This window comes from Bythopirellula goksoeyrii, assembly GCF_008065115.1.
Lineage (GTDB): Bacteria > Planctomycetota > Planctomycetia > Pirellulales > Lacipirellulaceae > Bythopirellula > Bythopirellula goksoeyrii.
Genome location: NZ_CP042913.1, coordinates 5419686 through 5445146, shown reverse-complemented (window position 1 = coordinate 5445146; position 25461 = coordinate 5419686). Strand labels below are relative to the sequence as shown.

Here is a 25461-nt window from a genome sequence, read left to right as displayed (position 1 = left end):
CTCCGTTTCCGCTGCGTTCTTCTGTTCAAAACAAACCATTGAAACGCAGAGGACGCCAAGACGCAGAGATTCGCAGAGAATTCCCATTGTTTTCTTCCTCTGCGCCTCCGCGTACTCTGCGTTTTCAAAATATTTGTTTGCAAGCTGCGAAAACGTCAATCGTTAGTAGCACAGACAGGACAGTATCAAGAATTTCATCCGTGCTTATCAGTGCGCATCCGTGGTGAGAATAATGGATTCGAGTGGCAGCCAGAAGCAGCCCATAGATTAGCTCATCAGATCCACCTGCGCGGCAAAGGTATCCGCTGAAGCTGCCTCCCACCAGAGTTTGTAGTGCGGATGGTCGGTTCCTTGGAGAAGTTCGTCTTTCTCCAGAAAATCGTAGGCATGCTCAAAGGTGCGGAGCTTCGTTGGCCCCATTCGTTTGCAGAAGTGAGCCGGCTTGAATTCTTGGGGATGGTCGAGTCCGGCGGCCGCTACGATGTCGGACAAGGATTCCATCATGTTGTGATGAAAATGGAATGCCCGTTGACTCTTGTCGCCGACATCCAGCGCTCGCTGGAGTTTGGCGTCTTGGGTGGCGACGCCCACAGGGCAGCGATTGGTGTCACACGACTGAGCCTGGATGCAGCCGACGGCCATCATGAACCCGCGGGCGATGTTGCACCAGTCGGCTCCCAATCCCATATTGCGGGCAACGTGAAACGCTGAGGCGACCTTGCCGGAACTCGCGATATGAATTTTGTCGCGCAGGCCACTGCCAACGAGACAGTTTTGTACCAAAATCAATCCTTCGCGCAAGGGAGTCCCCAGGCTGTCAGAAAACTCGGGTGGTGCAGCGCCCGTTCCTCCCTCGGCCCCATCGACCGTAATGAAGTCGGCCAGGATCCCCGTCGAACGCATCGCCTTGCAGATGGCCATGAATTCATGGGGTCGGCCGATACAGAGCTTAAACCCTACGGGCTTGCCACCGGAGAGCTCGCGCAGCTGTTGAATGTAGTGACACATTTCAACGGGAGTGTGAAAGGCACTGTGGCCGGGTGGCGAGATGCAATCCTGTCCCATGGGGACTCGGCGGACGTTCGAGATTTCTTGCGTAACTTTCGCGGCAGGAAGCACACCACCATGCCCCGGCTTGGCCCCTTGTGAGACTTTGATCTCGATCATTTTCACGGAGTCAATCACAGCCTGCTCGGCGAACATGTCGGAGTTGAAGGTGCCGTCGTCGTTGCGGCAGCCAAAGTAACCCGTGCCAATTTGCCAGACGAGATCACCGCCGTTCTCTTTGTGATAAGAGCTCAAGCCCCCTTCGCCGGTCGTGTGATAGAAGCCCCCCAGCTTGGCCCCTTTATTGAGTGCCCGAATCGCATTGGGGCTGATCGCACCGTAGCTCATCGCCGAGATGTTGATCAGCGAACAGGAATAAGGCTTCTTGCAGTCAGGGCCGCCGACGTTCGTGCGAAAGTGTTCCTCGCTTTTCTCATGAGGAGCAATCGAATGGGTAAGCCATTCGTATTCGTCACCGTAAACATCGAGTTCCGTACCGAACGGCTGCAAACCATCGATGTTCTTGGCACGCTTATAAATAAGCGTCCGCTGGACCCGACTATAGGGGCGACCATCGGTATCGCTCTCAATGAAATACTGATGCCATTCGGGGCGAATCGCCTCTTGCAGAAATCGCAAACGACCCAACAGCGGATAGTTGCGACAAATGCTGTGCTTCTTCTGCACCATATCCCAAACCGCCAGCAAGGAGAGAGGGGCAAACACCACCAACCCCCAATAAAAATACGGCGAGACCCACACTCCCAACGCAACACACAAGAGCGCCAAGAGAAAAACAATAAAACAAACGACACGAGCCGCAGCATACATGATAAGGGGACCGCTTTCTTGCTGAGCTTACGTTGGCCTGAGTACGTAGTTGAAAAACAGTTCGAGTGTATCCAGGAGTTCCAATGCATCAAATACAGAAGCGATACAAACTGTCATCCCGAGGTACTCCGAGGGATCTGGCCAGATTTCTCATTAGCACCGAGAATTGACAGCAAGCGAATACCCAGTCACTCGCAACAATTGAGACGAGGCCCTAGTATAGTCAAAATACTCGATGGCGGCTATCGTGTTACAAGCGATTCAAACTCAGTCAGCGTGCTCAATTATAGTAGCCACAGAGTTTGACAGAAAGAACACGGAAAAAATGAGAGTTGCACCATGCCAAAATCATCATCGGTGCTCCCAATTATCTAAACGCAGAGGACGCCGAGTCGCGGAGGTACGCAGAGAATTCTTATGATTCCTCCTCTGCGCCTCGGCGATCTCTGCGTTTAACTGATATTCGGTCGCCGCCACCGATCGCGCTGGGTGTTTCCATGACAATCCGTGGCTCAAAAATCCTTACTGAATCTGGCCACCTACTCTGGTAAACTGGGCGAGCGTGTAGCTATCCTGCAACTAATCCAGGAGTCCTCCATTGAATCCACTGATCCACACCAGCGTACAGGCTGATCCACACAACAGGAATTCCCCCAAAGTTGGTACAGAATTCCAGGCAGTTCTCTGCGTCTCTGTGCCTCCACGAGAGAATTCTTTAGTGGTGGTCTCAAGCAGTATCAGCTCGGCCGGGCGGCAAAGCGGAGAGTTTTGTTCTACAAAACTCCGCCAGCGAGACCATGTCGGCTGCGTCGCAACTCAAGTCCCGCCAACAAGTTGAAGCGATTCAGCCCGGCGACGAAAGAGGGAATTATTTAATAAAAAAACGCGTTTGCAAAAACTAGCAGAATCAGCATCTTCTTCCCACGCTCAACCTGCGCCCAAACAAACCGCTTCACTCACCACTAAGCGGCGGCCGGGAAATAACCTCCCGGTTTGGTGACCACGGATAACACAGATAGCACGGATATCACAGATAAGACCCTACGAGTGGTTGCTGGAAGCGTCGACAGTAAAATGGGTAGACTGTCAGCGTAAGCTCCAGGGAATCGCTCAAGTAGATTCTCGGCCCGCGCTATCTTATCCGTGCCCATCCGTGTCATCCGTGGTAAACAAGAGGAGAACTTCTCTATGAAGACAGAACTGATCCACCGAGAGCTGAGCGAATCGATCCTCGGTGCTTCGATGAAAGTGCTCAACACGTTGAAACCAGGGCTCGACGAGAAGCTCTACGAACGGGCCATGGCGATCGAGCTGAAGAAAAGGGGGCATCGCGTCGAGCAGCAAAAGGAATTTCCCGTACACTACGATGAGGAGCTCATCGGCACGCTCATACCGGATTTGATTGTCGATGATTTGGTCATCGTGGATCCGAAAGTGGTATCGGCGTTCCATGATACCCACATGGCCCAGATGCTCGGCTACCTGGCAATTACGAACCTACGACTGGCGATCCTGCTGAATTTCAAACATGCAGAGTTGAAGTGGAAGCGAGTAGTCGTCTGATACTCGCGCGCTGACCTGGCAACTAACGAATCGAATATAGGGAAGTAGTTTTTCGGCCTTCCCTCACCACTCACCACCCCCAAGGATTCCAATCGATGCCAATGACCGGGCCGACGCTTGAGAAACCTGTTTCCCTATCCCAGCTCTTGCAAAAAGGATTACAAGCCCATCCCGACGAGGTGGCACTGGCCTCCGCTGAATTCGGCTGGACGTGGCGCGAACTCGATTTAGTCAGTACTCGTGTCGCCGTGAATCTACGTGGATTGGGTTTGCAACCAGGAGACCGGGTCGCCACGCTCATGCCCAATCGCACGGCACTCGTGATTTTCTATCTGGCATGTATCAAGGCAGGTTTGGTTGCCACGCCGCTCAACTACCGCTACCAAGCTCCCGAGATCGATCACGCCCTGGAAGTAAGTCAAGCTGCGATTCTGCTCGCACACGTCGAACGTGACAGCGATCTCGAAAAAAGCGATCTGGCCGGCAAACTTCCGCTGGGACGCATTGCCTATGGAGCAGACGACAATCGGAGCCCCAGTTTCGACGACTTGATGCAAAAGGTACCCGTGTCACTCGACTTGCCTACACCGGCACTCGACGCACCCCTGTTCATCTTTTTTACCTCCGGCAGCACCGGCAAACCCAAGGGGGTCACACACACGCATGAAACTTTTGGTTGGATGCTGGCGAGTACGATCGCCAGCTTCGAACTTCAACCCGACGACACTTTCCTTCCCGGGTCGTCAATTTCGCATATTGGTGGCACACTGTTTTCCTTGGCAGGATTGGCTGCTGGAATTCGGATCGATGTGGCCCGCAGGTTCGACGGTGATGAACTCTTGCCGCTCCTAGAGCAAACGCGGCCAACGATGTTGTGCATGCTGCCATCGGCTTTGTTCAATGTGGTTCGTGATCATAACGCCACTCGCGAACATTTTCGCTCGCTGCGAGCGTGTTATTGTGGAGGAGATAAAGTCTCGGCTGAGTTGGAACGCGAGTTTGTGGACTTGGTTGGCCTTGAGATCGATGAATCTTATGGCATGTCGGAAATCGGTCTGACCACGGTCAATCCTCCGTCAGGGTTGAATAAGCTAGGCTCCATAGGCCGACTGGCAGCTGGCTATCAAGCTTCGATTTGCGATGACAAGGGGCAAGAAGTGGCAATCGGCTCGGAGGGGCGGATGTGGATTAAGTCACCCGCCAATATGGTCGGCTATTGGAACAGGCCCGATGCGACGGCCGAGACGATGGTCGACGGCTGGCTCGACACGGGCGACCTCGTCCGTTCCGACGGAGATGGCTATCTCTGGTTTGCAGGCCGCAAGAAACAGATAATCGTGCACGATGGTTCGAATATCTGCCCTCAGGAGGTCGAAGAGTCGCTCGGAGAGCATCCGGCCGTTGACGAAGTGGGTGTTGTCGGGATCCACGATCTGGTTCATGGTGAAAACGTGCGTGCTTACATCACACTAAAACCAGCAGCAGACCGTCCGAGTGTTGCGGAACTGATCAAATTCTCTCGCGAGCGAGTGGGGTACAAGGCTCCAGAAGAAATTGTGATCCTCGATGAAATGCCGCTCAACGCAACGGGAAAAATCGACCGTGTGACGCTCAAGCAAATGGCCGAATCGTATTGCCCTGATCAATGAATGTGTGCGCCGAAGAGAACAGTATGATTTGGAGAAATCTCTCTGCTGGCATTCTGCTTCTCGTGGTGATAATTGCGCTGGGCGTCTACGACAGCGCCCAATTGCATAGCTACCTCGTCGGGATTGAGAATTGGATCGCGGGATTGGGATTCTGGGGGCCCGTGGCGTTTCTGGGGCTGTTCATCATTTTGACCTTCGTCTTCTTCCCAGATTCCGTACTCGGTGCGACTGCCGGGGCATTGTTTGGACTGTGGCTTGGATTCGCTGTTGTGCTATTCGGGGCAATCGTAGTGCAGTGTCTGGTCTTTGGTATCTCGCGCCATTATTTTCAGCAGAGAGTACAGCAAGCGATTGACAAGCGTCCGAAACTGGTTGCCATCCAACGGGCGGCAAATCGGAAGGGATTCCGGCTCCAGTTCTTGTTGCGACTTATGCCGCTGAATCCAGTCATGGTTAGCCACGTTCTTGCCACCACAGGAACCCGCTTCGGTGTTTTCTTGGTGGCTTGTCTCGGTTTGATCCCGGGGTTGTTTGTCCAGGTTTACACGGGTTACGCTGCTAAGCACATGATCAAAGCAGCCGGGGCACCTGGGGAGCATGCAACCATTCACACCATGCTAGTGGCAGGGGGACTAGTCGTGTGCCTGCTGCTGATGGTGGTGGTGACGCGCGTGGCGCAAGCAGCGATCGTTGAAGCGGAAACGGAACCCTGACTAACCCCGTCACACTTTTCATTCCATCAGTTTCTTGAATCTCGGGCAGCCTGCGCTCGCTTGCCGCGTGCCGACACATGCCCCGCCACGCGCGAGGTCAGCCCGCTCCGCGAAATTCGCGCCTTCTTTGCTGCCGTGGTGGCTTTGCGGCTCTTCTTCTTATTGACAGTAAGTCCCGGATTGCTTGTCGGATTACTTGCGGGGGAAATCTTCTTCGTCGATTTCTTGGAGACCTTTTTCTTCGAGGAAGCCGATTTCTTCTTAGCGGTTTTTTCGAGCTCCTTCGTAGTAGACTCCTTGGCCGCCTTCTTCTTAGCTTTCTTCTTCACAGAAGCTTTGGAGGATTCTTTTTCCGAATCCACCTCGGCACGGAGCTTAGCACGGACTTCGGCGCGTGCAGCGCGATGGCCTGCGCTGCGTGCTTTCTTAGTCTTCGCTTTCTTTTTCGGAGTGGACTGAGGATCAATTTTTGCCAGCTCGGCCTCAAAGCTCTTGAGGGCATCACCAAAGATTTCCACCTTGAGCTTCGTGTTGGCTTGGGAGTCACCAAACCCAGTCTTCTTGCTTTTGGCCCGCGATTGCTCTCGGCTTAGGGCCAGCCATTTTTCGTAGAGCTTGCGTGCCCGCGCAGCATGCTGCTTCACTTGAGACGGGGTCAACTTGCCAAGCTCCGGTCTGCGGCTGGAGCGGACCAGTTTAGCTTCCTGGGTCGAACAAACTTCTTTGACTTTGGCAGCGGGGACGGGCATCATGCAAGCTCCTGACGGGTCGGTATGAAATGAGAAGAATCAGTATAACGGGTTACTGTGCTTCGTCGATGGGCCGAAAGCCCTTGTCAACATGCCATGCTACTCCGCTGGTTGGGTTTGATAGTAGACGCAGGTTGGCTGAGATTCGCGCAATCGAAAGATCAGATCTTCAAATTGCCGACTAGATCACTTCGGCATTTTCAGCGGGCACCCATCCAATTTGCCCCGACTCGGAACGAACTTTGAGCCAAGCGCCTCGATGTTTCACCAGTTCCACCTCTTGCCCTTCGCGTAATGGTTGGTCGGTGGCGGGAAAGTTTTGGCCATCGCCCTCTCGCAGCGTGACTGAGGGCGAAGTGATGATGGCGAATGTTTGGCCAGATGTCGCATGGTTATTCGCGTAGAGAACTGCTGAAACGATGGCCACGATGGCTGCCAGTACTGCCGCTGACTTCCATGGGAAGCTGAAGCCGGATACTTTCAGGCCGATGACCAGCCAAAGAACCAACCAGGCGGCGAGTGCCGTCACACCCAAGAAATACGAACCGAGCGATCGAGCCAACCATCCGCTACCAGCCGACACCAAGGCGGTGAAATCACTGTCGACTTCACCCGCCCTGTTGTCAGCCTGGGAGATGACTTCTGTTGCGCGTTCCAGATTGGTGCGGGCCATGCTGTTTGCTGGATCGATCGCCAGGGCACGCTTGTAGTTCGCAATCGCTTGGCCTTGTTGGCCGCTTTGCAGATAGGCGTTTGCCAAGTTTACATACAAGCGACTGTTGGCAATGCCTGAATCGACAAGCATTTGATACTTCTCTGCAGCATTGGCAAACGCTTGCTTTGCGTCGGCCGAGTCTTCGCTGGACCTATCCATCGCGCTTTCGTACAAGTGGCTGGCCTCTGCCAAGACCGCTTGTTGCTGTTCGACCGTCAGTGTCGATGCTGCGTTGACGGATTGGGAGTGATACTCCTCCAAACCCGTTGAATTGGGCGTGGTCTGCAAGGTGGCGGCAGTTGCCGCTTGACTGGTAAACGCAATCGTGGCAGTGAGGACCAGCAGGCTTGCAATTTGGGAGCCTTTGCCCAGCGTGCGCTTGAAATCTTCTGGCGAGTGTTTCCATCGCGTTGGCTTAGCGTGTTTTTGTTCGTGTTGTGTTCGCAGTTCCGAAATCAGTTCGAGAGCTTCGTGTTTCATTTCTTCCAGTGATAGGGGACGACCAACTCCGCTGACTTGCGACTGATGGGCTGCAAGGAATACTCTCTCACAGCGGACTGCCAACTTGTGGTGTCCGGCGGCGCGCAAGGAACCGAGCGTGGCTGCCGTATCATGGGGATCGGTCTTAAGTCCCAACCGGTGGACCAAGTAGGCTTGCAGGGCGCGACTCACACTATCAGCAGAATCCGCTTCGAGGATTTGAGTCTGCGCGCGGCTGCTTCCCCAACCGAGGCGGCTGAGAAGCAGTGAAAGACTATTGCGGTTGCGTGCGATTCCAATTCCGCACACGACCAACGGGGGTAGTGCAAACAAGAACAGGAGTGCAGCCGGGCTGAGATGTCGCGGCGCCTCGCTGTTCAAGAGGCTGGAGTCCGTGTCGTTTTGAAACGACGAAGACAACCCGCTCGATGCTGCGTCGTCTTGATTTGTGCGATGGCCGACCGCGGCGCGGCTGCCGACGATGGCGTCGAGTGCCAAGGTGTCGGCTGGGTCGACGTGGATTGAGATCGGTTTGCTATGTACAGTGACGAACTTCTCCTGCTGCGGATCGAAGAAGGTGAAGGGAATGGCAGGGATCTCGGTGATGCCCTCCTTGCGGGGGCGGATTGTAGTGGAGAAAACTTTGCGATCGTCCTGCACGAAACCGGCCAGCGGTTCGCTGGGGACTTTGAAGTCGGCCGTCAGTTTCGGGAGTTCTGCCAGCGGTGGGGCTTGCACTAGTTCCATGGGGCCGGTCCCCACGATGCCGATGAGTAGTTCGATCGGATCGCCAGCTTTCACGGAAAGAGTTTGAGCTTCGGTGACGATGTGGTAGTCGCCTACAGCTCCGCGATAGTCGGCCGGTCGGTCGGCGGTGAGAATCGAGCGCACATCGATCGACTCGACTGTGGCATCAGCCACGATGGGCCGCACGGATTGGACCGTAAGCTGCCGTCCGAAAGGGGAGGGGAATTCGTCCATGCCAAACCCACTGGGGAATGGCATGTCGCCGAACATGGAGGCAAACGGATCGCGCGCCCTGCCGAGGGCGGTCGGATATTCGACGATCAGGCGTAGGTCGTCGGCGTCGATCTTACCGGAGTGTTTGGGGTAAATCGTGGCATCGATTTCATAAAGATAGTAGCTGTGCTCGGCACCTTCGCGGTCTTTTCGAAGCACTTCTTGCGCCTTGGGTCGTTGGCGATTTGCAGCCATTTGCTCGATCCGATCGGCAAACACGCCCCAGTTCGACCTTGGTGAGATCATCTGCCACATGTTGCCGTCCGAAAGAACAATGTTGTTCTCAACATCGCGGAAGGGACGGAGCCAGATCTTGAGGGTCAGGTCGAGTGCCTGGCCGACATAGATCTCCTGCTGCTTGCCGGCCACTTCCACGAACATCAAGTCGCCGGTTTCGCTCTCGGATGCGACCAATTCAAATGGAGGGGTCTGCTGCTCTTTGCCGTCCACCTCGATCGAGATGGGTGGGATGCGAAAGCTGCCCGTGCGTTGGGGAACGACGTCGTAGAGATAGGTTAGCGACATATTCCTAGTGGTTCTGCCGTTGACGGTCATTATCTGCGTACTTTGCGAGGGCGTACCGCGAGATTGGATTTCTAGTCCCTCCACTTTAGGAAGCACGGGCGGCTCGACGCTCGTTGCGTTGTTGACCTGAACCTGCAAAACGACCGGCAGGCCGACGTAGGTTTCTTTGGACGAGATTCCTATTCGCACGTCCCCAGCCGAAGCTTGGATCGCTGAGCCCACAAGGGCTGCTATCAGCAAGAGGGCTCGCCATAAGTTTTGGATGAAGTGTTGCATGGTTGTTGGTTGGGTATGGTGCTGTGCGGTTACCAATCGCGGTCGACGGGAATGTGTTGATTGCGTTCTGCGGCCTGACGGCGGAGGCGACGGATCATGTCGCGATCACGAATCGCTTGCAACATTTTCTCGGCTTCCTGTTCGGTCATCTCGCCTTCTTCCAGGGCTTTCACGGGAGTTGCCTGACGATCGGCCGCGTCTTTCTGGTCGGTTGACTCGGCCGCCGAGAGTTCGCCCTTGGGGGGCTGTTTGCCTTGCTCGCCCTGAGCATTGTCCGCCTCTGGCAAAGGAGACTCTGTCTGGGTATCCGCGGCGGACTGCTGCTGGCTTTGATTCTGTTTAGATTGAGGCTGCGTCGCCGACTCCTGCTGCTGTTCGCCTTGAGAATCCTGCTGCTGTGGCTCAGACTCGGAGTTTTCCTGGGCCGACTGCTCGCTATCAGATTGCTCCTCTTGAGATTGTTGGTCCTGCGCTTGTTCGCCTTGTTGTTGTGATTCTGTGGATTGCTCAGAGTTCTCTTGCTCTTGGCCCTCTTTGTTAGAATCAGACTGATCCTGTTGCTGCTGCGACTGCTCGTCTTGCTGTTGCTCTTGGTCCTGTTGCCCCGATTGCTGTTGGTCCTGCTTCTCGCCAGATTCCTGCTGTTGGTCTTGCTGGTCCTGTTGTTGCTGTTCTTGATCCTGCTGAGACTGATTCTCTTGGTTCTGTTGCTGATCTTGTTGTTGCTGTTGCTGTTGTTCTTGCTCCTCTTCTTCACGTAGCTTGTCGATCATTTGAGCTGCCAATTCGATATTGGCACGCGCTTCCGCGTCGTCAGCATCGACGGCCAGGGAGCTACGATAGTTCTTGATTGCCGATTCCAACCTTTCGATGGCTGCTGGGCGATCCTTTTCTGCTTGTTGCAGGGCGGCAACGTAGTCGCAGTTGCCCAGATTGAAGCGCGCCTTGGCGGCGATGGCATCGTCGTCCGAAGCTGCGACCGATTCGAAATGTTGTGCGGCGGCAGCAACATCGCCCTTGCGGTACTGCGCCACTGCACGATTGTAGGTGAGGTCGGCCGACGGAGGGCCCAGTTGCTCCGCCTCCTGATAAGCGGCAAGTGCCCCGTCCAAGTCGCCCTCACGGAGCAGGCCATTCGCCGTGTTGATCTGTACGGCCAAATCGCGGTCCGCTTCCGCGGCGCAGAGCGGGCCAGCGCTGGCGAGGCTCAGCAACACGAGACTGGAACATATTGTCATCTGCAAGTTCGTCATGCTGCAGTCGAATGTTCAGGGGTGAGGGTGGATGGTTTAGGTTGGGGTACGTGACTCTGCTTCTCTAATGTCGTTGCCGACCGAACACGGGCGACTCGCCGCTCGGGCCAAGTTGAGACCGCTATCTCGCACAAGAGGAGTAGCAGCGCTGGCGCCAAAAACCACTGGAAGCGGGCTTCGTATTGGTTGATCTTCGCGGTTTCGAATTCCATCTGTTCGACGTCGGCGATGTAGCCATGATAGACGTCTGCCATGTTGACCTGCTTGGTGCCGGCAGGAATATAGGCCCCGTCGGTCTCTACTGCCACTTGGCGGAGAATTTCACCATGCAATTTCGACCAGACTTGCTCGCCGTCGTGCTGCAGGTATTCATTGCTTCTATCTGAAGCCAACGGAATGCGCGCTCCTTTGTCCATGTCACCAAGGCCGACCGTAAAGATGCGTACGCCGCTGTCCTGGTGTACTTGTTTGGCGATTTCAACGGGATCGCTTTCCTGGTCTTCACCGTCGGTAAAAACGACGATCGCTTTGTGAGCATTCAACTTTGTCAAGAAAGATGTGGAAGCCACTTCCAGCGCATCTCCAAGACGTGATCCACCTCTTCGTACGTTATGAGGGCCAACTTCATCGAGCGCTTGTTTGAAATCGTCGTAGTGCGTCGTCAGAGGAATCTGCTGCCGGGCATCGCCAGCGAACACGACCAGACCAATACGATCGCCTGCCATCTCGTCGACCACGTCTTTGATTTGCTGCTTCGCTCGTTCGAGTCGATTTGGTGACGCGTCTTCGGCCAGCATGGATCGCGACACATCCAGGACAAACATCACTTCGATTCCCTTCTGGGGAACCTCTCGAGATACTTTGCCCCAACGCACGTCGACTAGCGCCAGCACCATCAACGACATCGCCGCGATCACCAGGGTCGCACACAGTGCGGTGCGGAACTTGCCCGACGTGGGCAACACGCGGTGGATCAGGTTAGCCGTAGCAAACCGCATTCTCGCCTGACGACGCGCACCGGCGGCAAACACCACCGCCGCAAGCGCCAGCCCAGCGAGCCAGAGCCAGTTTAACTGAGTCACATTGCCAAATTGAATATCCATAGTGAATTCGTGGTGTTAACTTTCTAGGCAAGTTCACGAAGCAGAGTGTTTCCCAGGACTACTCGGGCACACAACAGTCCTAGTGCCACGAGCACGAGTGGCGGAAAACTCACGGTGCCCAAGGGTATCGATTGAATCGCCAGTTCGCGATAGTCGACAAAATGTTGTTCTTCGATCTTGGTCTTTTCGAGTTGGTCAATTTCGCGGTAGATGGCGGTAAGAGATTCGGTGTCGGTTGCGCGGAAATACTTTCCTCCGGTCGTGGCGGCGATCTCTCGCAGTGTATCCTCGTCGATGTTTACTTCGGCCCACTCGATTTCCTCGCGACCAGTAAAGGGATTCATAACCGGCACGGGTGCCCGCCCACGAGTCCCCACGCCTATGGTGTAGATTTTGATATCCATCTGCTTTGCCAGTTCGGCAGCCTGCTGCGGATCGACTTCGCCGGCGTTGTTCTCACCGTCGGTGAGCAATACGAGTACTTTGCTCTTTACCTTTTTCTCTTGTCGGTCATCGAGCGAATTGAGCTTCTCCACCGCCAGGCTGATGGCATCGCCAATGGCCGTGCCGTCCTCGGATCGCTTGACCACGATGTCTTGGTGATTGAGTTGCGCCATTAAGAACGCATGATCCAGTGTCGGGGGTGTCACTGCGTCGGCATATCCGGCAAACGTAACCAGCCCCACCAGATCGCTCACGCGGCCCTGCAGGCCGTCTTGTTCTTTCGCAGATTCGTCATCACCTTCGATAAATCGGTCGGCGACATTCTTGATGGCAGTCAACCGATCGACGTGTTTCCCATCGATCTGGAAATCGAGTGCCCGCATACTTCCCGAGCGATCGACGACCATTTCGATGGCGATCCCGTCGGCATCGATCACGGTTTGCTCGCGACCCTCGCGAGGTCTAGCGAGTGCGACAATAGCTACTGCGACGGCAGCCAGGGTGAGTGCGGCGGGCAGCCAGCTCAATCGCTGCCGCCAAGTGGGACGCAGTTCAGCGATCGGCTCGACGGAACTAAACGGGACCGCAGTCTTGTGAGCCCCCGTCCACAATCGCCAGGCGATCACGGGAAGCAGCAACAGCAGCAAGAGTACCCAGGGACTATGGAACATCACGCACTCTCCCTTTCCAAGGCTTCACGGTGTTGTTCACATTCGAGCACGAAGTCCCTGGCGTCATCAAACGCTTGCTCCATCTGCTGCTTGTCGACTCCGTAACAGGCGAACTTGATCTCGTCGGCCACTGACATGAGCGAAGAAAGCCGCTGGCGAGGAGCCTCGCCCAGCCGTACTCGCTCTGCCGCCTCGGCGAGTACTTCAGGGCTCGTTCGCGTAAGTGTCGGCACGTTGCATTGGAGTTCAAAGAATTCGCGCACCACATCTACCAACTCGTTGTAGGTCAACTCGACATCGGCAGAATCGTCGGACAGCAGTTGTCGCAAATCGTTGATCTCGTCAAGCGCCCAGGCAGCGGGCGTCGGGCCCCGTTTGCGGCTGGCCAATAACACGGTTGCCAACGCAATGACCGCTGCTGCGCCTGTCCCGCCTAAGGTCCACGCGACCCAGGCTCTGGAACTTTCCTCGGGCACGGCAACGTCGACCGCGTCTTTGATGTCGCGGAACTTAGTCGGATCAGCCCGATCTTCTAGTACACTAGTGATTTGAATCTGGAGAGGCTCACTACGAACGGTCTCGAACGTTGTTGAATTCTCGTCTACCGCAAAGTGCACATCGAGCGAGGGAATATCGAGGCTACCCGTCTTGATCGTTTCCAGAGTGGCTCTCAATATCCACTGGCGCTGATCAGGATTCTCGGCCGACGGAATATCTCGGAGCATCTCGGTATCACTGATATCGAAATCGCCCAGTTTTTCAGGAAGCTTGGGCAACTCGACACGCGTTTTCCGAGGGGCCAACACTTCGAGGACGTACTGCACGGGATCGGCCACTTGTGCCACCTGTTTGTTGACGCTTGCACGAAGAGTTACCGGACCTTCCTTGACCACCGAAGAGTCCAAGCCTGGATCGGTGCTCGCTACAAGTGTCGTTGCCGACACCAACACGGCCATCAAGGCGAATGGCGCAATGAGTCTTTTGGTGATCATCGGTGCTTCTCCCGTCGGTGGAAGAATTTCTGGAGAGATTCGACGAAGTCCTCCCCTGTGTAGACGTGAATCGGATCGAGGCTCAATCTGCGGAACAGGGCGTCGCGTTGCTCCATCTTTTGCCGGGCATGTTCTTCGTAGGCTCGACGATTGGCGCGGCTGAAGGTGTCGAAGGTAACCATCCGACCCGTTTCGGCATCGCGCAGTCGCACCAAACCCACGTTGGGCATTTTCACTTCTCGCTCGTCGGCGACTACGACAGGAATGATGTCGTGCTTGCGACGAGCAACTTTCAGCGCTTTTTCATAGCCGGAGTCTTGAAAATCACTAATCAAGAACACAATCGATCGCCGCCGCGCTGTACGGTTCAAATGATCCAGTGCCTTGGTCAGGTTCGTGCCCCGTCCCACAGGTTCGCAGTAGAGCAATTCACGGATGATGCGCAGCACGTGGCGCGTCCCTTTGCGGGGCGGGACAAACTTCTCGATGCCGTCGGTGAAGAGCGTTAGCCCCACGCGATCGTTGCCTTTGATGGCAGAGAACGCCAGCGTGGCGCCGAGTTCGGTAACCTGCTCACGCTTGGTCTGCCAGTGGGAACCCATACCCTGCGAAGCGCTTTGATCCACCAGCAGCATCACCGCCACTTCGCGTTCTTCTTTGAACAGTTTAATGTAGGGCCGACCAGAACGTGCTGTCACATTCCAGTCGATCGCGCGGACGTCGTCGCCGTACTGATAAGGACGTACCTCTTCGAACTCGATGCCGCTCCCGCGAAACGCCGAGTCCCATTGGCCAGCCAACAGCTCATCGACAATTCGCGTCGTATGAATCTGGATCCGGCGGATCTTCTTAATGATTTCGCGAGGAAGCATGGTATCTGAGTCAAAAGTATGGGAGGGGAATGAAACGTCGGTCAATTCGCGTAGCCTACGGTATTGGAACCGCATCCATGATCGTGCGAACGATATCGTCGGATGTTTTCTCCTCCGCTTCGGCTTCGTAAGTGAGAATCACGCGATGCCGGAGAACATCGAGAGCGATTTCCTTGACGTCGGTCGGAAGCACGTGGCCGCGGCCTTGCAAGAAGGCGTTCGCCCTGGCAGCCAAAGTCAGATTGATGGTTGCACGCGGCGAGGCACCATAGTGAATAAACTCATCGATCGCCAATCCATAGGCCTTGGGATTACGAGTAGCAATCACCAGATCGACAATATACTCCTGGACCTTTCGGTCGACATAGATTCGGTCGACGAGCGAGCGGGCTGCTAAGATTTCATCGGGACTGGTAACGGCCTCGGTTGCAATCTGAGGTTTGGTCGAGGACATCCGCTGGAGGATCTCCAGCTCTTGATCGCGATTCGGATAATCGACCACCACTTTGAGCATAAACCGATCCATCTGTGCTTCTGGCAGGGGATAGGTCCCTTCCTGCTCCACCGGATTCTGGGTAGCCATCACAAGGAACGGTTCGTCGAGCGGGTACGTGTGGCTGCCTATCGTGACCTGTCGTTCTTGCATCGCTTCTAAAAGTGCGCTTTGTACCTTCGCAGGAGCCCGGTTGATTTCATCGGCAAGAATGATATTCGAGAAAATCGGCCCCTTCTGAACGACAAACTCTTGGTCTTGCGGACGGTAGATCAACGTGCCGATCAAGTCGGCAGGCAGCAAGTCGGGAGTAAACTGCAGTCGCTGGAAACCAGTCTGGATACCTTTCGCCAGACAAGAAACTGCCGTCGTCTTCGCCAGGCCGGGAACACCTTCAATCAGCAAATGGCCGTTGGCAAGCAGGCCAACGAGCATACGATGAATCAGTTCTTCCTGGCCAACGATCGTATTGCCGACCTCGGCAATCAGTTGGCGGAATGGTTTGCTAGAGTCCTTGATTTCCTCAGAAAGGGCTTCAATCTGTTCGTGCGTCATGGAGGTTGTCATAGTCATGTTTCTGATATTCCTCGGTAAGGCGAATCCCTAAATTCGGGAGAATCGGAAGTTTGGTGTTTCGTCGGTTGCATGCCCAGCAGGAAGGACAATTTGGAGCTGGTGCAGAATGGCTTTATTTTACAGGCTACATCTTGGTTCAATATCACTTCTTGAACCCTCTAATTGCTTACGAGACAGAGCCCGCAAGGGTTCTGTAATCCGCCCAAACTTTTTTCTAAGGCGTCGCAATACCAGAGATTCTGTGTGACGTAAGTAGCAGACCACAACAGGGGAGAATGCCCCCTTTTTTCCGCTGTTAGCCGCGCTGCGGAGCCCCAGCGCAGCAAAGCGCGCAACTTCCAAAACAGCCAACTGCTACTCCGCAACTCTAACCAGCGTTCTTTAGCTGCACATAGAGTTCCGCAGGCGGGCTCTCAAAATACTTGAGCAGAGCAGGGCATAGCCAACCTTCCATCCCTTCGTCGGCCCACTTGTAGACATTGCCACTTGCTTCCTCCCGAACCCATTCCAGTCGCAAGTCCGCACTCGGAAAAGCAGAAGCAGAGAATAGCAGCAGGAATCCCTGCTCCGCATTGGCAATCTCTTTACGCTCCACAGCAACATCGATCAGCGTATCGGCACCCGCCACGAAAGGTTCCTTCACCAGATCGACACGTTCGTCATCGAAGACCCATTGGCCTTCCCACTTGTAGGGTTTGATAATCGTAATCGAATTTTGCGCCATGCCAATGCTCCCTGCGAAGAATGACTTGTTAGAACTAATTGAAGGTGTCCGGGAATTCACTTTGCTGTCATTTCGAGGTACTCCGAGAAATCTGACCAGATCCCTAGGAGTACCTCGGGATGACAGATCGCTGGTTTTCACGAGTTCTATTCCCGGACACTCCGGATCTAATTTCTTTCCGTTATCATCCTATCCCGAAGGGATTACAGCCAATAGCCCCGGGTAAGAAAAGCTGAGCGACAGCGAGAGTTCTCGCCACCCGGGGTCACGATACCAAATCGAACGTCGTCCGAGGAGTTGACTTCGTGTACCGCGATAATATTGCCGAGGACGAAATGAACTCGTCTCCCACGCCCTTGGAATGGTCCTCACCCCGCAGCTGAATTCGCAAGAAGTCAGCCGCTGGGATCTGCTGAAACACGAGGACATTCTACTTGAATTGAAAAACCAGAATGTCTCTCTTTTCTCTTCCAGCGCCGGATGTCTAGCCATCCCTTGTAGCCGCGGTTACCCGATAGCCGAGCGGCTATTTTACTAGGATTCGGAACGAGAGTACAATCCGAATAGTCTTGCTTGTCTAATCAACCAGATGGCTCTGAGATGGACGAACGTTGTAAAACTGCACACGCGAAATTGCATGCTGGCACTTGTCCTTGGTGTGGTTGCTTCATCATAGAAGGCAAAGTAGAGCGGCTGCCAGCTGACGATGATCTCAGTGCACACCCCATTGATTCTGGCGATAGACAACTTGCGCATACTCTCGAAGATCATGTACGAACTGACGGTGTACTTTCAATTGAAGAAGCCGTCGGACTGTTGGAGGCGATTGCTCATGAACTTGCGAGGCTACACAAGACAACTACGATGTATGGCTGGCTATCTCCTAGTAACATTGGACTTCAGGACGGAAAAATAATACTTCGCGGTCCATCCATTGCTTCTGAATCTGACGACCTCCCAGAAACTACCTCAGGTGTGACTGGAATTGCTGACTATCTGGCACCAGAACAAGCATTGAGTGCGTCACGTACTGACCATCGAGCAGATGTTTACAGTTTAGGATGCGTGCTTTACTTCATGCTTGACGGCAGGGCACCATTCGCAACTGGCTCTATATCTGAGAGGCTGCTTAAGCACCAGATCGAAGAACCGACACCTTTAGGATCTATTCGGGAAGGGGTTCCAGCTGGTCTGGCGGCCATCTGCGATAGGATGTTAGCAAAGAAAGCGGAGAATCGGTATCAATCCGCTGAAGACGTGATTTTGGCAATAAAGTCTTGGAAGGCGGAAGGTCCGTAGTAAACTAAGGGGACATTCTACCTTAATCGAGTATCCAGAAAGTCCCCCTTTTCTATCCGTCTCTGTCCGGTCACTCATGTTCGCGGCTGTTCTTCGATTGGCCCAAAAAAAGTTGTGGAACTTCACCCCAGCATCTTGATAATGGAGCATGCGGTATGTCATAGGAACACACCACCGCCCGTAAGGTCTTACGGGTTTGCTCGCGCTAGGTTTGCGCGCTGAAAGAGTTTGACGGTTTAGACAAGCAAGTAGCCGCCAGTTTGGTGGAGTTCTGTTTTCAAAACCCCACCGCGCGGCAAGCAACGAGATTCTTGTAAGTCCTGATCGGCCAACGAGTTGAAGCCCAACAGAATGACGCAATGAGAGGGGATTTTGTTTTGTAGAGAGAGTTTTCGCCAAAAATGTGCCGGGACAAAACTCCCGCTTGGTGCGTAGGAGTGAAAAAGATTCGTGAACTTTACACCATCCACACAACAAAGGAATGACCAATTTCCAATGCCCAATGACCAATCACTAACCTCTAACTTCTAACCTCTGACCTCTGACCTCTACTTACGTTCTTTGACAACTCAACCATTGATTGGAACTTCCTCCCCGCATGGCGCGTCGGGGGACGTAAGTCCCCTGCATGCGCTCAGGTTGGAGCACGGTAGCCACAAAGGAAGAAATTAGACGCGGATGATCGCTGATCGGACGGATCGACGCAGATTACAAAAGAATTCATCTCACGAATGATCCGCGGTAATCCGCTAAATCCGCGTTTGTCCGCGTCTAATTTCCCCTCTTTGATTCCTGCTGAGAAGATGTGAATCGTAAGAATCACGGAGCAGTGAAGCGATCTGTCATCCCGAGGTATTCCGAGGGATCTGGACAGATTTCTTTCCAGTACCTCGAAATGACAGCAAAGAGAATTCCCAGACATCCTCAGTTGTCCAATTACCATTACTGGGGCGAAGTCATGAAACCGGCGCAATCCGCACTGGGGCAACCTGTAGTTTCTGGGGTGGTAATGGACAGCCCTTTGATGTGGCGGACTGCTAACCAAGCGAAACACTCGGCAGCCATGGTGAGTGGATTGAGCCCACGTTCGCTTACGTTTTTCACGGACTTGAAATGTTTGGCGAGCATTTGATTGATTACGGGGTGTTCGCTCCCACGGCCAGTGACCCAGAGTTCTTCGGGCAGTTCAGGAAGTTGTTTGACCGCTCGTACAAAGGACTCGACTGTGATCTGACAAAGAGTGGCTGCCCCATCAGGGACACTCAGCCCGGCTACATCGATGTGGTCGAATTCATAGCGAGAGGCGGACTTCGGCAATTTGCGTGAGAAAAACGGTGACTTTAAAGCTTCTTGAACGAGTTTCGTATCGACAGTCCCTTCGCTTGCTATCCGACCTTCACGATCGTAGGGCAACTCGGCCATTTCTTGCACCCACTCATTCAGCAAGGCCACACCGGGGCCGGTGTCACCTGCAATGACTTCATCATCTTTGCTCAGCCATGTCACCGTTGCTACTGATCCTAAGCTAAGCATCATGGCTGGACGTGGCTCGCGAGCCATTAGAGCCCAGTGAAACATGGCCCCCAACGGACCACCTTGGCCACCAATTGCCATGTCGTGCCGGCGGAAGTCACTCACCACGGGGAGTCCGGTCCCTTCAGCAAGTTGCCAGGCGTTGCCGATCTGCAGGCTCAGACCTTCACTTGGAATATGTCGAAGCGTATGACCTTGATATCCCAAAATGGTTGCCTGAGCCACTTCTTTCGGGTAGGTGTCTTTTAATAACTCGAAGGCGCTGAGATGGTGCTGAGTTAGTTTCTTCTCGAGACGTAAGATCTCTGTCGTCGGCAAATCGTTTTGGGTCGCCTCCAGGATTCGCCAGCGAAGTTGGCTATCGTAGGGCAAAGAAATTCCACCGAGCGGCTGGATTTCGTCCCGCCCGTCGGTCTCAATAATGGCAGCTTCCACCCCGTCGCCCGAAGACGAGCTCGTCAAACCGACGGACCGTGTAAATGAGGAGCGAGGCACTTACCACCTTTGGTGGGGAGAATCGACAGAACCCTAATCTGTAAGTCTACCATTAGTGGCTATGCGATGCCCGATAAACAGCGCATAAATTTCGACATTTTGCGCATGTTGTGGTATAATAGCGTAGATTTAAGTTCCCGGGGATTCTGATCCCTAGGAGATGTTACTGGAAAGTGTCGTGCCAATAGAACAGCGACTGTACTTAATAGTTGTCTCCAACGATAGTTGCGACATCACCAAACCGAAATACTACCCATGCCCAAATCAACCAAGATACGCGTGCTCGAAGTCGCCGTCCTCGTCGAAACGGATTACAGCTGGGGACGAAGCGTAGTCCAAGGCATCGCCGACTATAGCAGCAAATTCGGTCCTTGGAATTTGCTCACCGACCCACGTGATTACAGTCGACGTTGGTCGTTACCGGACCGCTGGCGTGGCGACGGTATCATCGCTCGCATCAGTACGCCACTGCAACTTGAGGAGATCTCTGAAACGGGCCTGCCGACAGTCAATGTTGATGATGTTTACCCAGAACTTCCGGGGATGGGTCAAATTCGCACCAATGAAGCGGAAAGGGCCAAGATGGCGCTAAGCCACTTTCAAGGACGCGGCCTGAAACACTTTGCCTATTACGCACCACCGAGCAATGAGTATTCCAAGGAATGTGAGAAAGCATTTGTCGCGGAATTGAATGAGCAGAATCTCACCTGCCATGTGTACAAGCCCGGCTATCGAGTGACTCGCCGCATCGGGCGCGATGAACAGCATACTCGCGTGCATCGGTGGCTCAGTCACCTCCCGCGCCCGGTGGCGATTTTTACTGTCGATGCCCGTCGTGGCCGAGAGCTCACGGAGATATGCAGCATGGAAGGGATCTCTGTTCCTGATGAGGTCGCAATCTTAGCCGCCGAGACGGATGAGCTTATTTGCGGGCTCAGTACTCCGCCGCTGTCGAGCGTCTTGGTAGCAAGCCAGCGAATTGGCTACGAAGCTGCCGCTATGCTAGACGCCATGCTGAAAGGCGAATCCCCACCTGCCCAGCCGCGACTGATCTCCCCCACCTGTGTGATCGGCAAACAATCAACCGATGCCTTAGCGATTGACGATGTGATGATCACCAAGGCGATGCGTTTTATTCAGGCCCATGCCTACAAGGGAATCGTCGTCGAGGATGTCCTGCGCGAGGTGCCCGTCTCGAGGCGTTTTCTGGAATTGCAGTTCAAGAAGTATTTCGGTCGTTTGCCAGCCGAGGAAATTCGCCGTCTGCGGCTCGAACGAGGCAAAGAGTTGCTTTCGCAATCGGATCTCTCGGTCGAGGCGATTGCGGACGCTTGTGGCTATGCAGGGACGACCCAGTTCGGCGTCGCCTTTCGCAAGCGTTTCGGTCAAACGCCACTTGCGTTTCGCAAGCAAATGCATGGGCGATAGAAAGACAAGACGCAGCGGAAACCGTGCTAGCGATAGATCAAGAACTCTCGTCGGCGCGATTTGAAATCCTCCAGGGCGGGGGCAATGAGTTCATTGAGTTGCTCAATCGTCGTACCCTCGGAAATCGCCGAGTAGACCTGATCATTTGCCAAAAGTCGATTGTAGCGGGCCATATCCCAGTCTTGTGGGAAGAGTTCTCTCAATGCCAACGCAATGACCAACCCAGTACGTACCGGCTCAAACGCTTGGCGATCTACGACGATGACATTGATCCCCTCGCAAGCTTCCTTCGCGAACTTGCTTTCACGAGGAGTAAAGCGAATCGGCACAAAGGTTACGCCTGGCATGTTTTGCTGATTGAGAAACTGAGCTAGCTTCGTTGCGTCGATCCACGGCGCACCGATGACTTCGAACGGCGTATCGGTTCCTCGCCCCACAGAGAGATTGGTGGTTTCCAGCAGTCCGATTCCAGGATACAGCAGAGCCTGAGTAAGACTTCGCATATTCGGAGACGGATTCGTCCAAACCAAACCTGTCTGATCCCAATGCTGATCGCGAGACCAATGTTCCATGTTCACAACTTGGAGATCGACATCGAGTTTGTCTTCCGCTTGGAACATTTGCGCCAGTTCACCCATGGTCATGCCATGACGCACTGAAATTTCGTGAAAGCCAACGAACGATTTATTGTCCAAGTCGAGAACAGGGCCTTCGACGAGCACACCGCCGAGTGGATTGGGACGATCCAACACCACAAACTTTAAGTCATGTTCCCCTGCGGCTTCGAGGGCTAAGCCCATCGTTGAAATATAGGTGTAGAAGCGGGTTCCAATATCCTGGATGTCGAACACGAGGGTATCAATACCTTCTAATTGCTTGGCATCTGGTTTCCGAGATTCTCCATAGAGGCTGTGAACAGGAAGCCCCGTCGCTTCGTCGCGGGTATCAGATATATTGGGCTCGTCGAGCTTTCCCTGCAATCCATGCTCGGGACTGAAAATGGAGATCAATTCTACATTCGGTGCTGCATGCAACAAATCAATCGTGCGTTCTCCTGCGCTGTTGAGTCCCGTATGGTTGGTGATCAGACCCACTCTGCGACCTTTGAGCAGAGCGAACTGATCTCTCTCCAATACATCGATTCCCAGCAGCGTATTCTTGGTGTCGTCCGCCGGGGAGGATGAAGAGGAAACAACAGTGTCATTCGCTTCCGACTCCTTTGCATCAATTGAAGCGGCGGCAATCGTGCCGATTCGTCCTGCAAGCGGATTAACACTTCCTTCGCCATCGGGATGTAATCGGCTGGACAAGAAAACCACGAAGAGATCAAGCTCGGGATCGATCCAGAGGGCAGTCCCAGTGAAGCCGCCGTGTCCAATGGCTTTGTCGCTGAACAATTCTCCCCGATTGCTGGAGTATTTGCTCAAACTATCCCAACCCAGGGCACGCTCGTTTCCGTCAACATTTCTCCGCCGACCCATCTCGGCAATCGTCAGCGGGCTGAACAATTGCGAACCGTTGACCTTGCCGGCGTCCAAGATCATTTGTGCATACTTGGCAATGTCGCCAGCCGTGGAGAACAGGCCTGCATGCCCTGCGACTCCTCCGAGTAGTGCGGCGCGAGGATCATGCACTTCGCCGCGCAGCCACTCGTCATCTCGTTTTTCGGTGGTGGCTGCGCGAGCTCGCAGTTCCTCCTCCGGTAGATACCCTGTCTCGGACATGCCAAGCGGCTCAAAGATATTCTCACGCGCAAAGGTAGCAACGTCCTTGCCTGTCACGCGCTCGATCACTTGACCAAGAACCAGGAATCCTACGTCAGTGTAGGCAAACTTCGTCCCGACGGGATTCCTGGGAGCCAACTCCCAGATGTTTTTCCATGCTTCTTCGGACCCATGTTCATAATCCGCCAACGGGTTATCGGGAATGAGCCCTCCTTGATGGGTAAGGAGGTGTTCGATGGTGATCGAGTTCTTACCGTTTTGGGCGAACTCAGGGATGTAAGTCGCCACGGGTTCCCGCAGTCTCACCTGTCCACGTTCCACTAGTTTCATGATACTTGTTGCCGTGGCCAGGGGCTTGGTAAGCGAAGCAAGGTCAAACACCGTGTCGAGCGTCATCTCTTCGCTCGTAGGCTCGAGTTGGCGATGGCCGTAGGCCCGCGCAAATCCGATCCCTCCGCGGCGTCCTATCATCACGACACAACCGGGTAAGTTTCCCTTCTCGATTTCAGCTGCCACCAGTTCATCGATCCGGTCGAGCTGATCGGCCTGGAGACCGAGTTCCGCAGGTGACTTTCTCGGTAACTCAGCGGTTTCGGCGAAGGCAAGGCTTCTTGGCAAGGCATCGGTAAGGAGTGCACAGCTTGCCAGCAGACTAAAGGTAAGGAATCGAAAGCATACGATGTTCATTGTGAATTCTCCGAATAGGCATCACTGAGAGGTGTCTCGGCGATGCAGAAGCTTGCAAGATATCCAGACGATAGAGTAATCAAGGCACCTACACCTGCGTACCATGCCCAGTAGAGGTTTGTGGTAAATGCGATGGCTGAAATCGAGATCACGCCGACACAAAACCCAGTCAGAGCGGCACGTTGGTGGACGCGATTCGTAAACACAGCCAACAAATACAACCCGAGGAGCGGTCCCAGGGCAAAACTAGCAATGCTGAGAACGCTGCTGACGGTACTCTCAGTGGCACCGATTTGATAGGAAGCAATAGCGATGCCGATCTGGAGAATCCCGAATCCCGCGGTTGCTATTCGACTGATCCACAACTGCTGTGTCGGTGCAAGTTCCGTCTTGGTGAGCGGCAGAAAGATATCTTGAACCAGCACAGTCGCCGACGAGTTGAGGGAGCTAGAAAGTGTGGACATCGCCGCGGCAAACACGGCTGAGAGGGTGAGTCCAACCAGGCCGGTCCCCAAGTAGTTCACGATAAAATGGGCAAATACTTTATCTCCGTCACCAGCCCCGAACTGCACTTCTGGAGGGTGCTCTCGATAAAAACACGCGAGAGCGACACCGATAAAGAGAAACAAGGCAAACTGAAGACAAACAATGAAACCGCTCAGACCCAAAGCCCAACTTGCCGACCGCTGACTACGAGAGCTCAAATAGCGTTGCACCATGAGTTGGTCCGTGCCATGAGTCGCTGCCGTGAGGAAGATACCACCGATCAGTCCCGACCAAAACGTCATCGTAGGTTTGGTCAGGCTCAAATCAAAATCGAAGATGCGAAGTCTGTCAGTGGCCTCGCCAAATTGAGTGAGTTGCTCCCATCCGCCGGGCAGGCGTGTGATCATCAGCCAGAGAGCGACCAGCGCGCCGACAATATAAATGAAAAACTGGAGGCAGTCGTTCCATACGACCGATTTGACTCCACCCAAGAAGGTGTAGACGATCGTCACGACTCCCAGCAAGACAATACAGTGAGTTAGCTCAAGTCCCACGACTTGTTGCAACGCCAAGGCCGTCAAATACAACCGCAATGCATCGCTCAAGTTGCGCGTGACCAGGAAGAGTGCTGACGTCACGCGGCGGGAAACGATCCCGAATCTTTGCTGGAGGACCTCGTAAGCCGTGAAGATCTGACCTTCAAAATATCGAGGAAGCAGTATCCAGATAACGAGAAATCTTCCAACAATATAGCCGAAGGTGATCTGCAAAAAGCGCATGTCTCCATCTTGGGCAAATGTAAAGCCGGGGATGCTGAGAAAAGTGACCGTGCTAGTTTCCGTGGCGACTATCGATAGCAAGACTGTCCAAGTTGGAAGGGACCGATTGCCCAGGAAGTAATCTAAGGTGCTTTTCTGGCCCCGGCCCACCCATAGTCCTAGCATGATGGAGAAGGCGAGATAGCCTACGACGATCGCCGCATCGAGAGGAGGAATCAGGAGTTGCACAGGGGTATTTCGGCGATTGTAGGAGTTAGTGAAGTCTGGGTAGAACTACCACCCCAGTTCGCTGGCTGCTGCCGCTGATAAGTCTATAGTACCAAGGTGGATTATG

Annotated in this window: 18 protein-coding genes; 5 read left to right on the top strand and 13 right to left on the bottom strand. The window is 54.1% G+C overall.

Going from position 1 to position 25461, the window contains the following annotated elements; all coding sequences use genetic code 11:
• Positions 1 to 267: 267 nt before the first annotated feature.
• Positions 268 to 1878 (bottom strand): FMN-binding glutamate synthase family protein, encoded by a 1611-nt coding sequence (locus Pr1d_RS21535; protein WP_148075457.1) that lies wholly within the window; start codon positions 1876 to 1878, stop codon positions 268 to 270.
• A gap of 1188 nt (positions 1879 to 3066) precedes the next feature.
• On the opposite strand from Pr1d_RS21535, the gene Pr1d_RS21530 reads away from it, so the two are divergent.
• The 3 genes from Pr1d_RS21530 (at position 3067) to Pr1d_RS21520 (ending at position 5803) form a co-directional block, all read left to right on the top strand.
• Positions 3067 to 3441 (top strand): GxxExxY protein, encoded by a 375-nt coding sequence (locus Pr1d_RS21530; protein WP_148075456.1) that lies wholly within the window; start codon positions 3067 to 3069, stop codon positions 3439 to 3441.
• 95 nt (positions 3442 to 3536) lie between these two features.
• The gene (locus Pr1d_RS21525; protein ID WP_148075455.1) at positions 3537 to 5090 is read left to right on the top strand and encodes a class I adenylate-forming enzyme family protein; all 1554 of its coding nucleotides are present in this window, start codon (positions 3537 to 3539) and stop codon (positions 5088 to 5090) included.
• 23 nt (positions 5091 to 5113) lie between these two features.
• Positions 5114 to 5803, top strand: a complete 690-nt coding sequence (locus Pr1d_RS21520; RefSeq protein WP_168205402.1) for a TVP38/TMEM64 family protein — start codon at positions 5114 to 5116, stop codon at positions 5801 to 5803.
• A gap of 26 nt (positions 5804 to 5829) precedes the next feature.
• On the opposite strand, the gene Pr1d_RS21515 is transcribed toward Pr1d_RS21520, so the two are convergent.
• The 9 genes from Pr1d_RS21515 to Pr1d_RS21475 form a co-directional block, all read right to left on the bottom strand.
• Complete coding sequence (locus Pr1d_RS21515; protein ID WP_148075453.1) at positions 5830 to 6555, bottom strand: hypothetical protein; 726 nt, start codon at positions 6553 to 6555, stop codon at positions 5830 to 5832.
• A 178-nt stretch (positions 6556 to 6733) separates the two neighbouring features.
• Positions 6734 to 9568, bottom strand: coding sequence for a BatD family protein (locus tag Pr1d_RS21510; RefSeq protein WP_148075452.1), 2835 nt, complete (start codon positions 9566 to 9568; stop codon positions 6734 to 6736).
• Positions 9569 to 9597: 29 nt separating this feature from the next.
• Positions 9598 to 10806, bottom strand: a complete 1209-nt coding sequence (locus Pr1d_RS21505; RefSeq protein WP_168205401.1) for a tetratricopeptide repeat protein — start codon at positions 10804 to 10806, stop codon at positions 9598 to 9600.
• Between the two features lie 11 nt (positions 10807 to 10817).
• Positions 10818 to 11924 (bottom strand): VWA domain-containing protein, encoded by a 1107-nt coding sequence (locus Pr1d_RS21500; RefSeq protein WP_148075450.1) that lies wholly within the window; start codon positions 11922 to 11924, stop codon positions 10818 to 10820.
• A 23-nt stretch (positions 11925 to 11947) separates the two neighbouring features.
• On the bottom strand, positions 11948 to 13039 hold the full coding sequence (locus tag Pr1d_RS21495) for a VWA domain-containing protein (RefSeq protein WP_148075449.1): 1092 nt from the start codon (positions 13037 to 13039) through the stop codon (positions 11948 to 11950).
• Positions 13039 to 14031 carry a hypothetical protein gene (locus Pr1d_RS21490; RefSeq protein WP_148075448.1) on the bottom strand — a complete coding sequence of 331 codons (993 nt, stop codon included), beginning with the start codon at positions 14029 to 14031 and terminating at the stop codon, positions 13039 to 13041. The genes Pr1d_RS21495 and Pr1d_RS21490 overlap by 1 nt, the downstream gene beginning before the upstream one ends.
• Positions 14028 to 14903, bottom strand: a complete 876-nt coding sequence (locus Pr1d_RS21485; protein ID WP_148075447.1) for a DUF58 domain-containing protein — start codon at positions 14901 to 14903, stop codon at positions 14028 to 14030. The genes Pr1d_RS21490 and Pr1d_RS21485 overlap by 4 nt, the downstream gene beginning before the upstream one ends.
• A 55-nt stretch (positions 14904 to 14958) precedes the next feature.
• Entirely contained in the window at positions 14959 to 15963 is a 1005-nt protein-coding gene (locus Pr1d_RS21480; RefSeq protein WP_390622044.1) for an AAA family ATPase, read from the bottom strand.
• Positions 15964 to 16339: 376 nt separating this feature from the next.
• On the bottom strand, positions 16340 to 16696 hold the full coding sequence (locus tag Pr1d_RS21475; protein WP_148075445.1) for a DUF6717 family protein: 357 nt from the start codon (positions 16694 to 16696) through the stop codon (positions 16340 to 16342).
• Positions 16697 to 17269: 573 nt separating this feature from the next.
• On the opposite strand from Pr1d_RS21475, the gene Pr1d_RS21470 reads away from it, so the two are divergent.
• Positions 17270 to 17995 (top strand): serine/threonine protein kinase, encoded by a 726-nt coding sequence (locus Pr1d_RS21470; RefSeq protein ID WP_238476563.1) that lies wholly within the window; start codon positions 17270 to 17272, stop codon positions 17993 to 17995.
• Between the two features lie 942 nt (positions 17996 to 18937).
• Here the strand turns inward: Pr1d_RS21470 and Pr1d_RS21465 are convergent.
• A complete protein-coding gene (locus Pr1d_RS21465; RefSeq protein ID WP_148075443.1) occupies positions 18938 to 20023 on the bottom strand; it encodes an anhydro-N-acetylmuramic acid kinase in 1086 nt (361 codons plus the stop codon).
• 255 nt (positions 20024 to 20278) lie between these two features.
• On the opposite strand from Pr1d_RS21465, the gene Pr1d_RS21460 reads away from it, so the two are divergent.
• Complete coding sequence (locus Pr1d_RS21460) at positions 20279 to 21451, top strand: AraC family transcriptional regulator (RefSeq protein ID WP_148075442.1); 1173 nt, start codon at positions 20279 to 20281, stop codon at positions 21449 to 21451.
• A gap of 26 nt (positions 21452 to 21477) precedes the next feature.
• On the opposite strand, the gene Pr1d_RS26405 is transcribed toward Pr1d_RS21460, so the two are convergent.
• Complete coding sequence (locus Pr1d_RS26405) at positions 21478 to 23862, bottom strand: exo-beta-N-acetylmuramidase NamZ domain-containing protein (protein WP_168205400.1); 2385 nt, start codon at positions 23860 to 23862, stop codon at positions 21478 to 21480.
• Positions 23859 to 25355, bottom strand: coding sequence for a sodium:solute symporter (locus tag Pr1d_RS21450; protein WP_238476562.1), 1497 nt, complete (start codon positions 25353 to 25355; stop codon positions 23859 to 23861). The genes Pr1d_RS26405 and Pr1d_RS21450 overlap by 4 nt, the downstream gene beginning before the upstream one ends.
• Between the last annotated feature and the right edge of the window lie 106 nt (positions 25356 to 25461).

Excerpts from the sequence above, each read along its gene's own strand:
- Pr1d_RS21535 (WP_148075457.1), bottom strand. The coding sequence starts at position 1,878 with ATGTATGCTGCGGCTCGTGTCGTTTGTTTTATTGTTTTTCTCTTGGCG.
- Pr1d_RS21530 (WP_148075456.1), top strand. The coding sequence starts at position 3,067 with ATGAAGACAGAACTGATCCACCGAGAGCTGAGCGAATCGATCCTCGGT.
- Pr1d_RS21525 (WP_148075455.1), top strand. The coding sequence starts at position 3,537 with ATGCCAATGACCGGGCCGACGCTTGAGAAACCTGTTTCCCTATCCCAG.
- Pr1d_RS21520 (WP_168205402.1), top strand. The coding sequence starts at position 5,114 with ATGATTTGGAGAAATCTCTCTGCTGGCATTCTGCTTCTCGTGGTGATA.
- Pr1d_RS21515 (WP_148075453.1), bottom strand. The coding sequence starts at position 6,555 with ATGATGCCCGTCCCCGCTGCCAAAGTCAAAGAAGTTTGTTCGACCCAG.
- Pr1d_RS21510 (WP_148075452.1), bottom strand. The coding sequence starts at position 9,568 with ATGCAACACTTCATCCAAAACTTATGGCGAGCCCTCTTGCTGATAGCA.
- Pr1d_RS21505 (WP_168205401.1), bottom strand. The coding sequence starts at position 10,806 with ATGACAATATGTTCCAGTCTCGTGTTGCTGAGCCTCGCCAGCGCTGGC.
- Pr1d_RS21500 (WP_148075450.1), bottom strand. The coding sequence starts at position 11,924 with ATGGATATTCAATTTGGCAATGTGACTCAGTTAAACTGGCTCTGGCTC.
- Pr1d_RS21495 (WP_148075449.1), bottom strand. The coding sequence starts at position 13,039 with ATGTTCCATAGTCCCTGGGTACTCTTGCTGCTGTTGCTGCTTCCCGTG.
- Pr1d_RS21490 (WP_148075448.1), bottom strand. The coding sequence starts at position 14,031 with ATGATCACCAAAAGACTCATTGCGCCATTCGCCTTGATGGCCGTGTTG.
- Pr1d_RS21485 (WP_148075447.1), bottom strand. The coding sequence starts at position 14,903 with ATGCTTCCTCGCGAAATCATTAAGAAGATCCGCCGGATCCAGATTCAT.
- Pr1d_RS21480 (WP_390622044.1), bottom strand. The coding sequence starts at position 15,963 with ATGACAACCTCCATGACGCACGAACAGATTGAAGCCCTTTCTGAGGAA.
- Pr1d_RS21475 (WP_148075445.1), bottom strand. The coding sequence starts at position 16,696 with ATGGCGCAAAATTCGATTACGATTATCAAACCCTACAAGTGGGAAGGC.
- Pr1d_RS21460 (WP_148075442.1), top strand. The coding sequence starts at position 20,279 with ATGCCCAAATCAACCAAGATACGCGTGCTCGAAGTCGCCGTCCTCGTC.
- Pr1d_RS26405 (WP_168205400.1), bottom strand. The coding sequence starts at position 23,862 with ATGAACATCGTATGCTTTCGATTCCTTACCTTTAGTCTGCTGGCAAGC.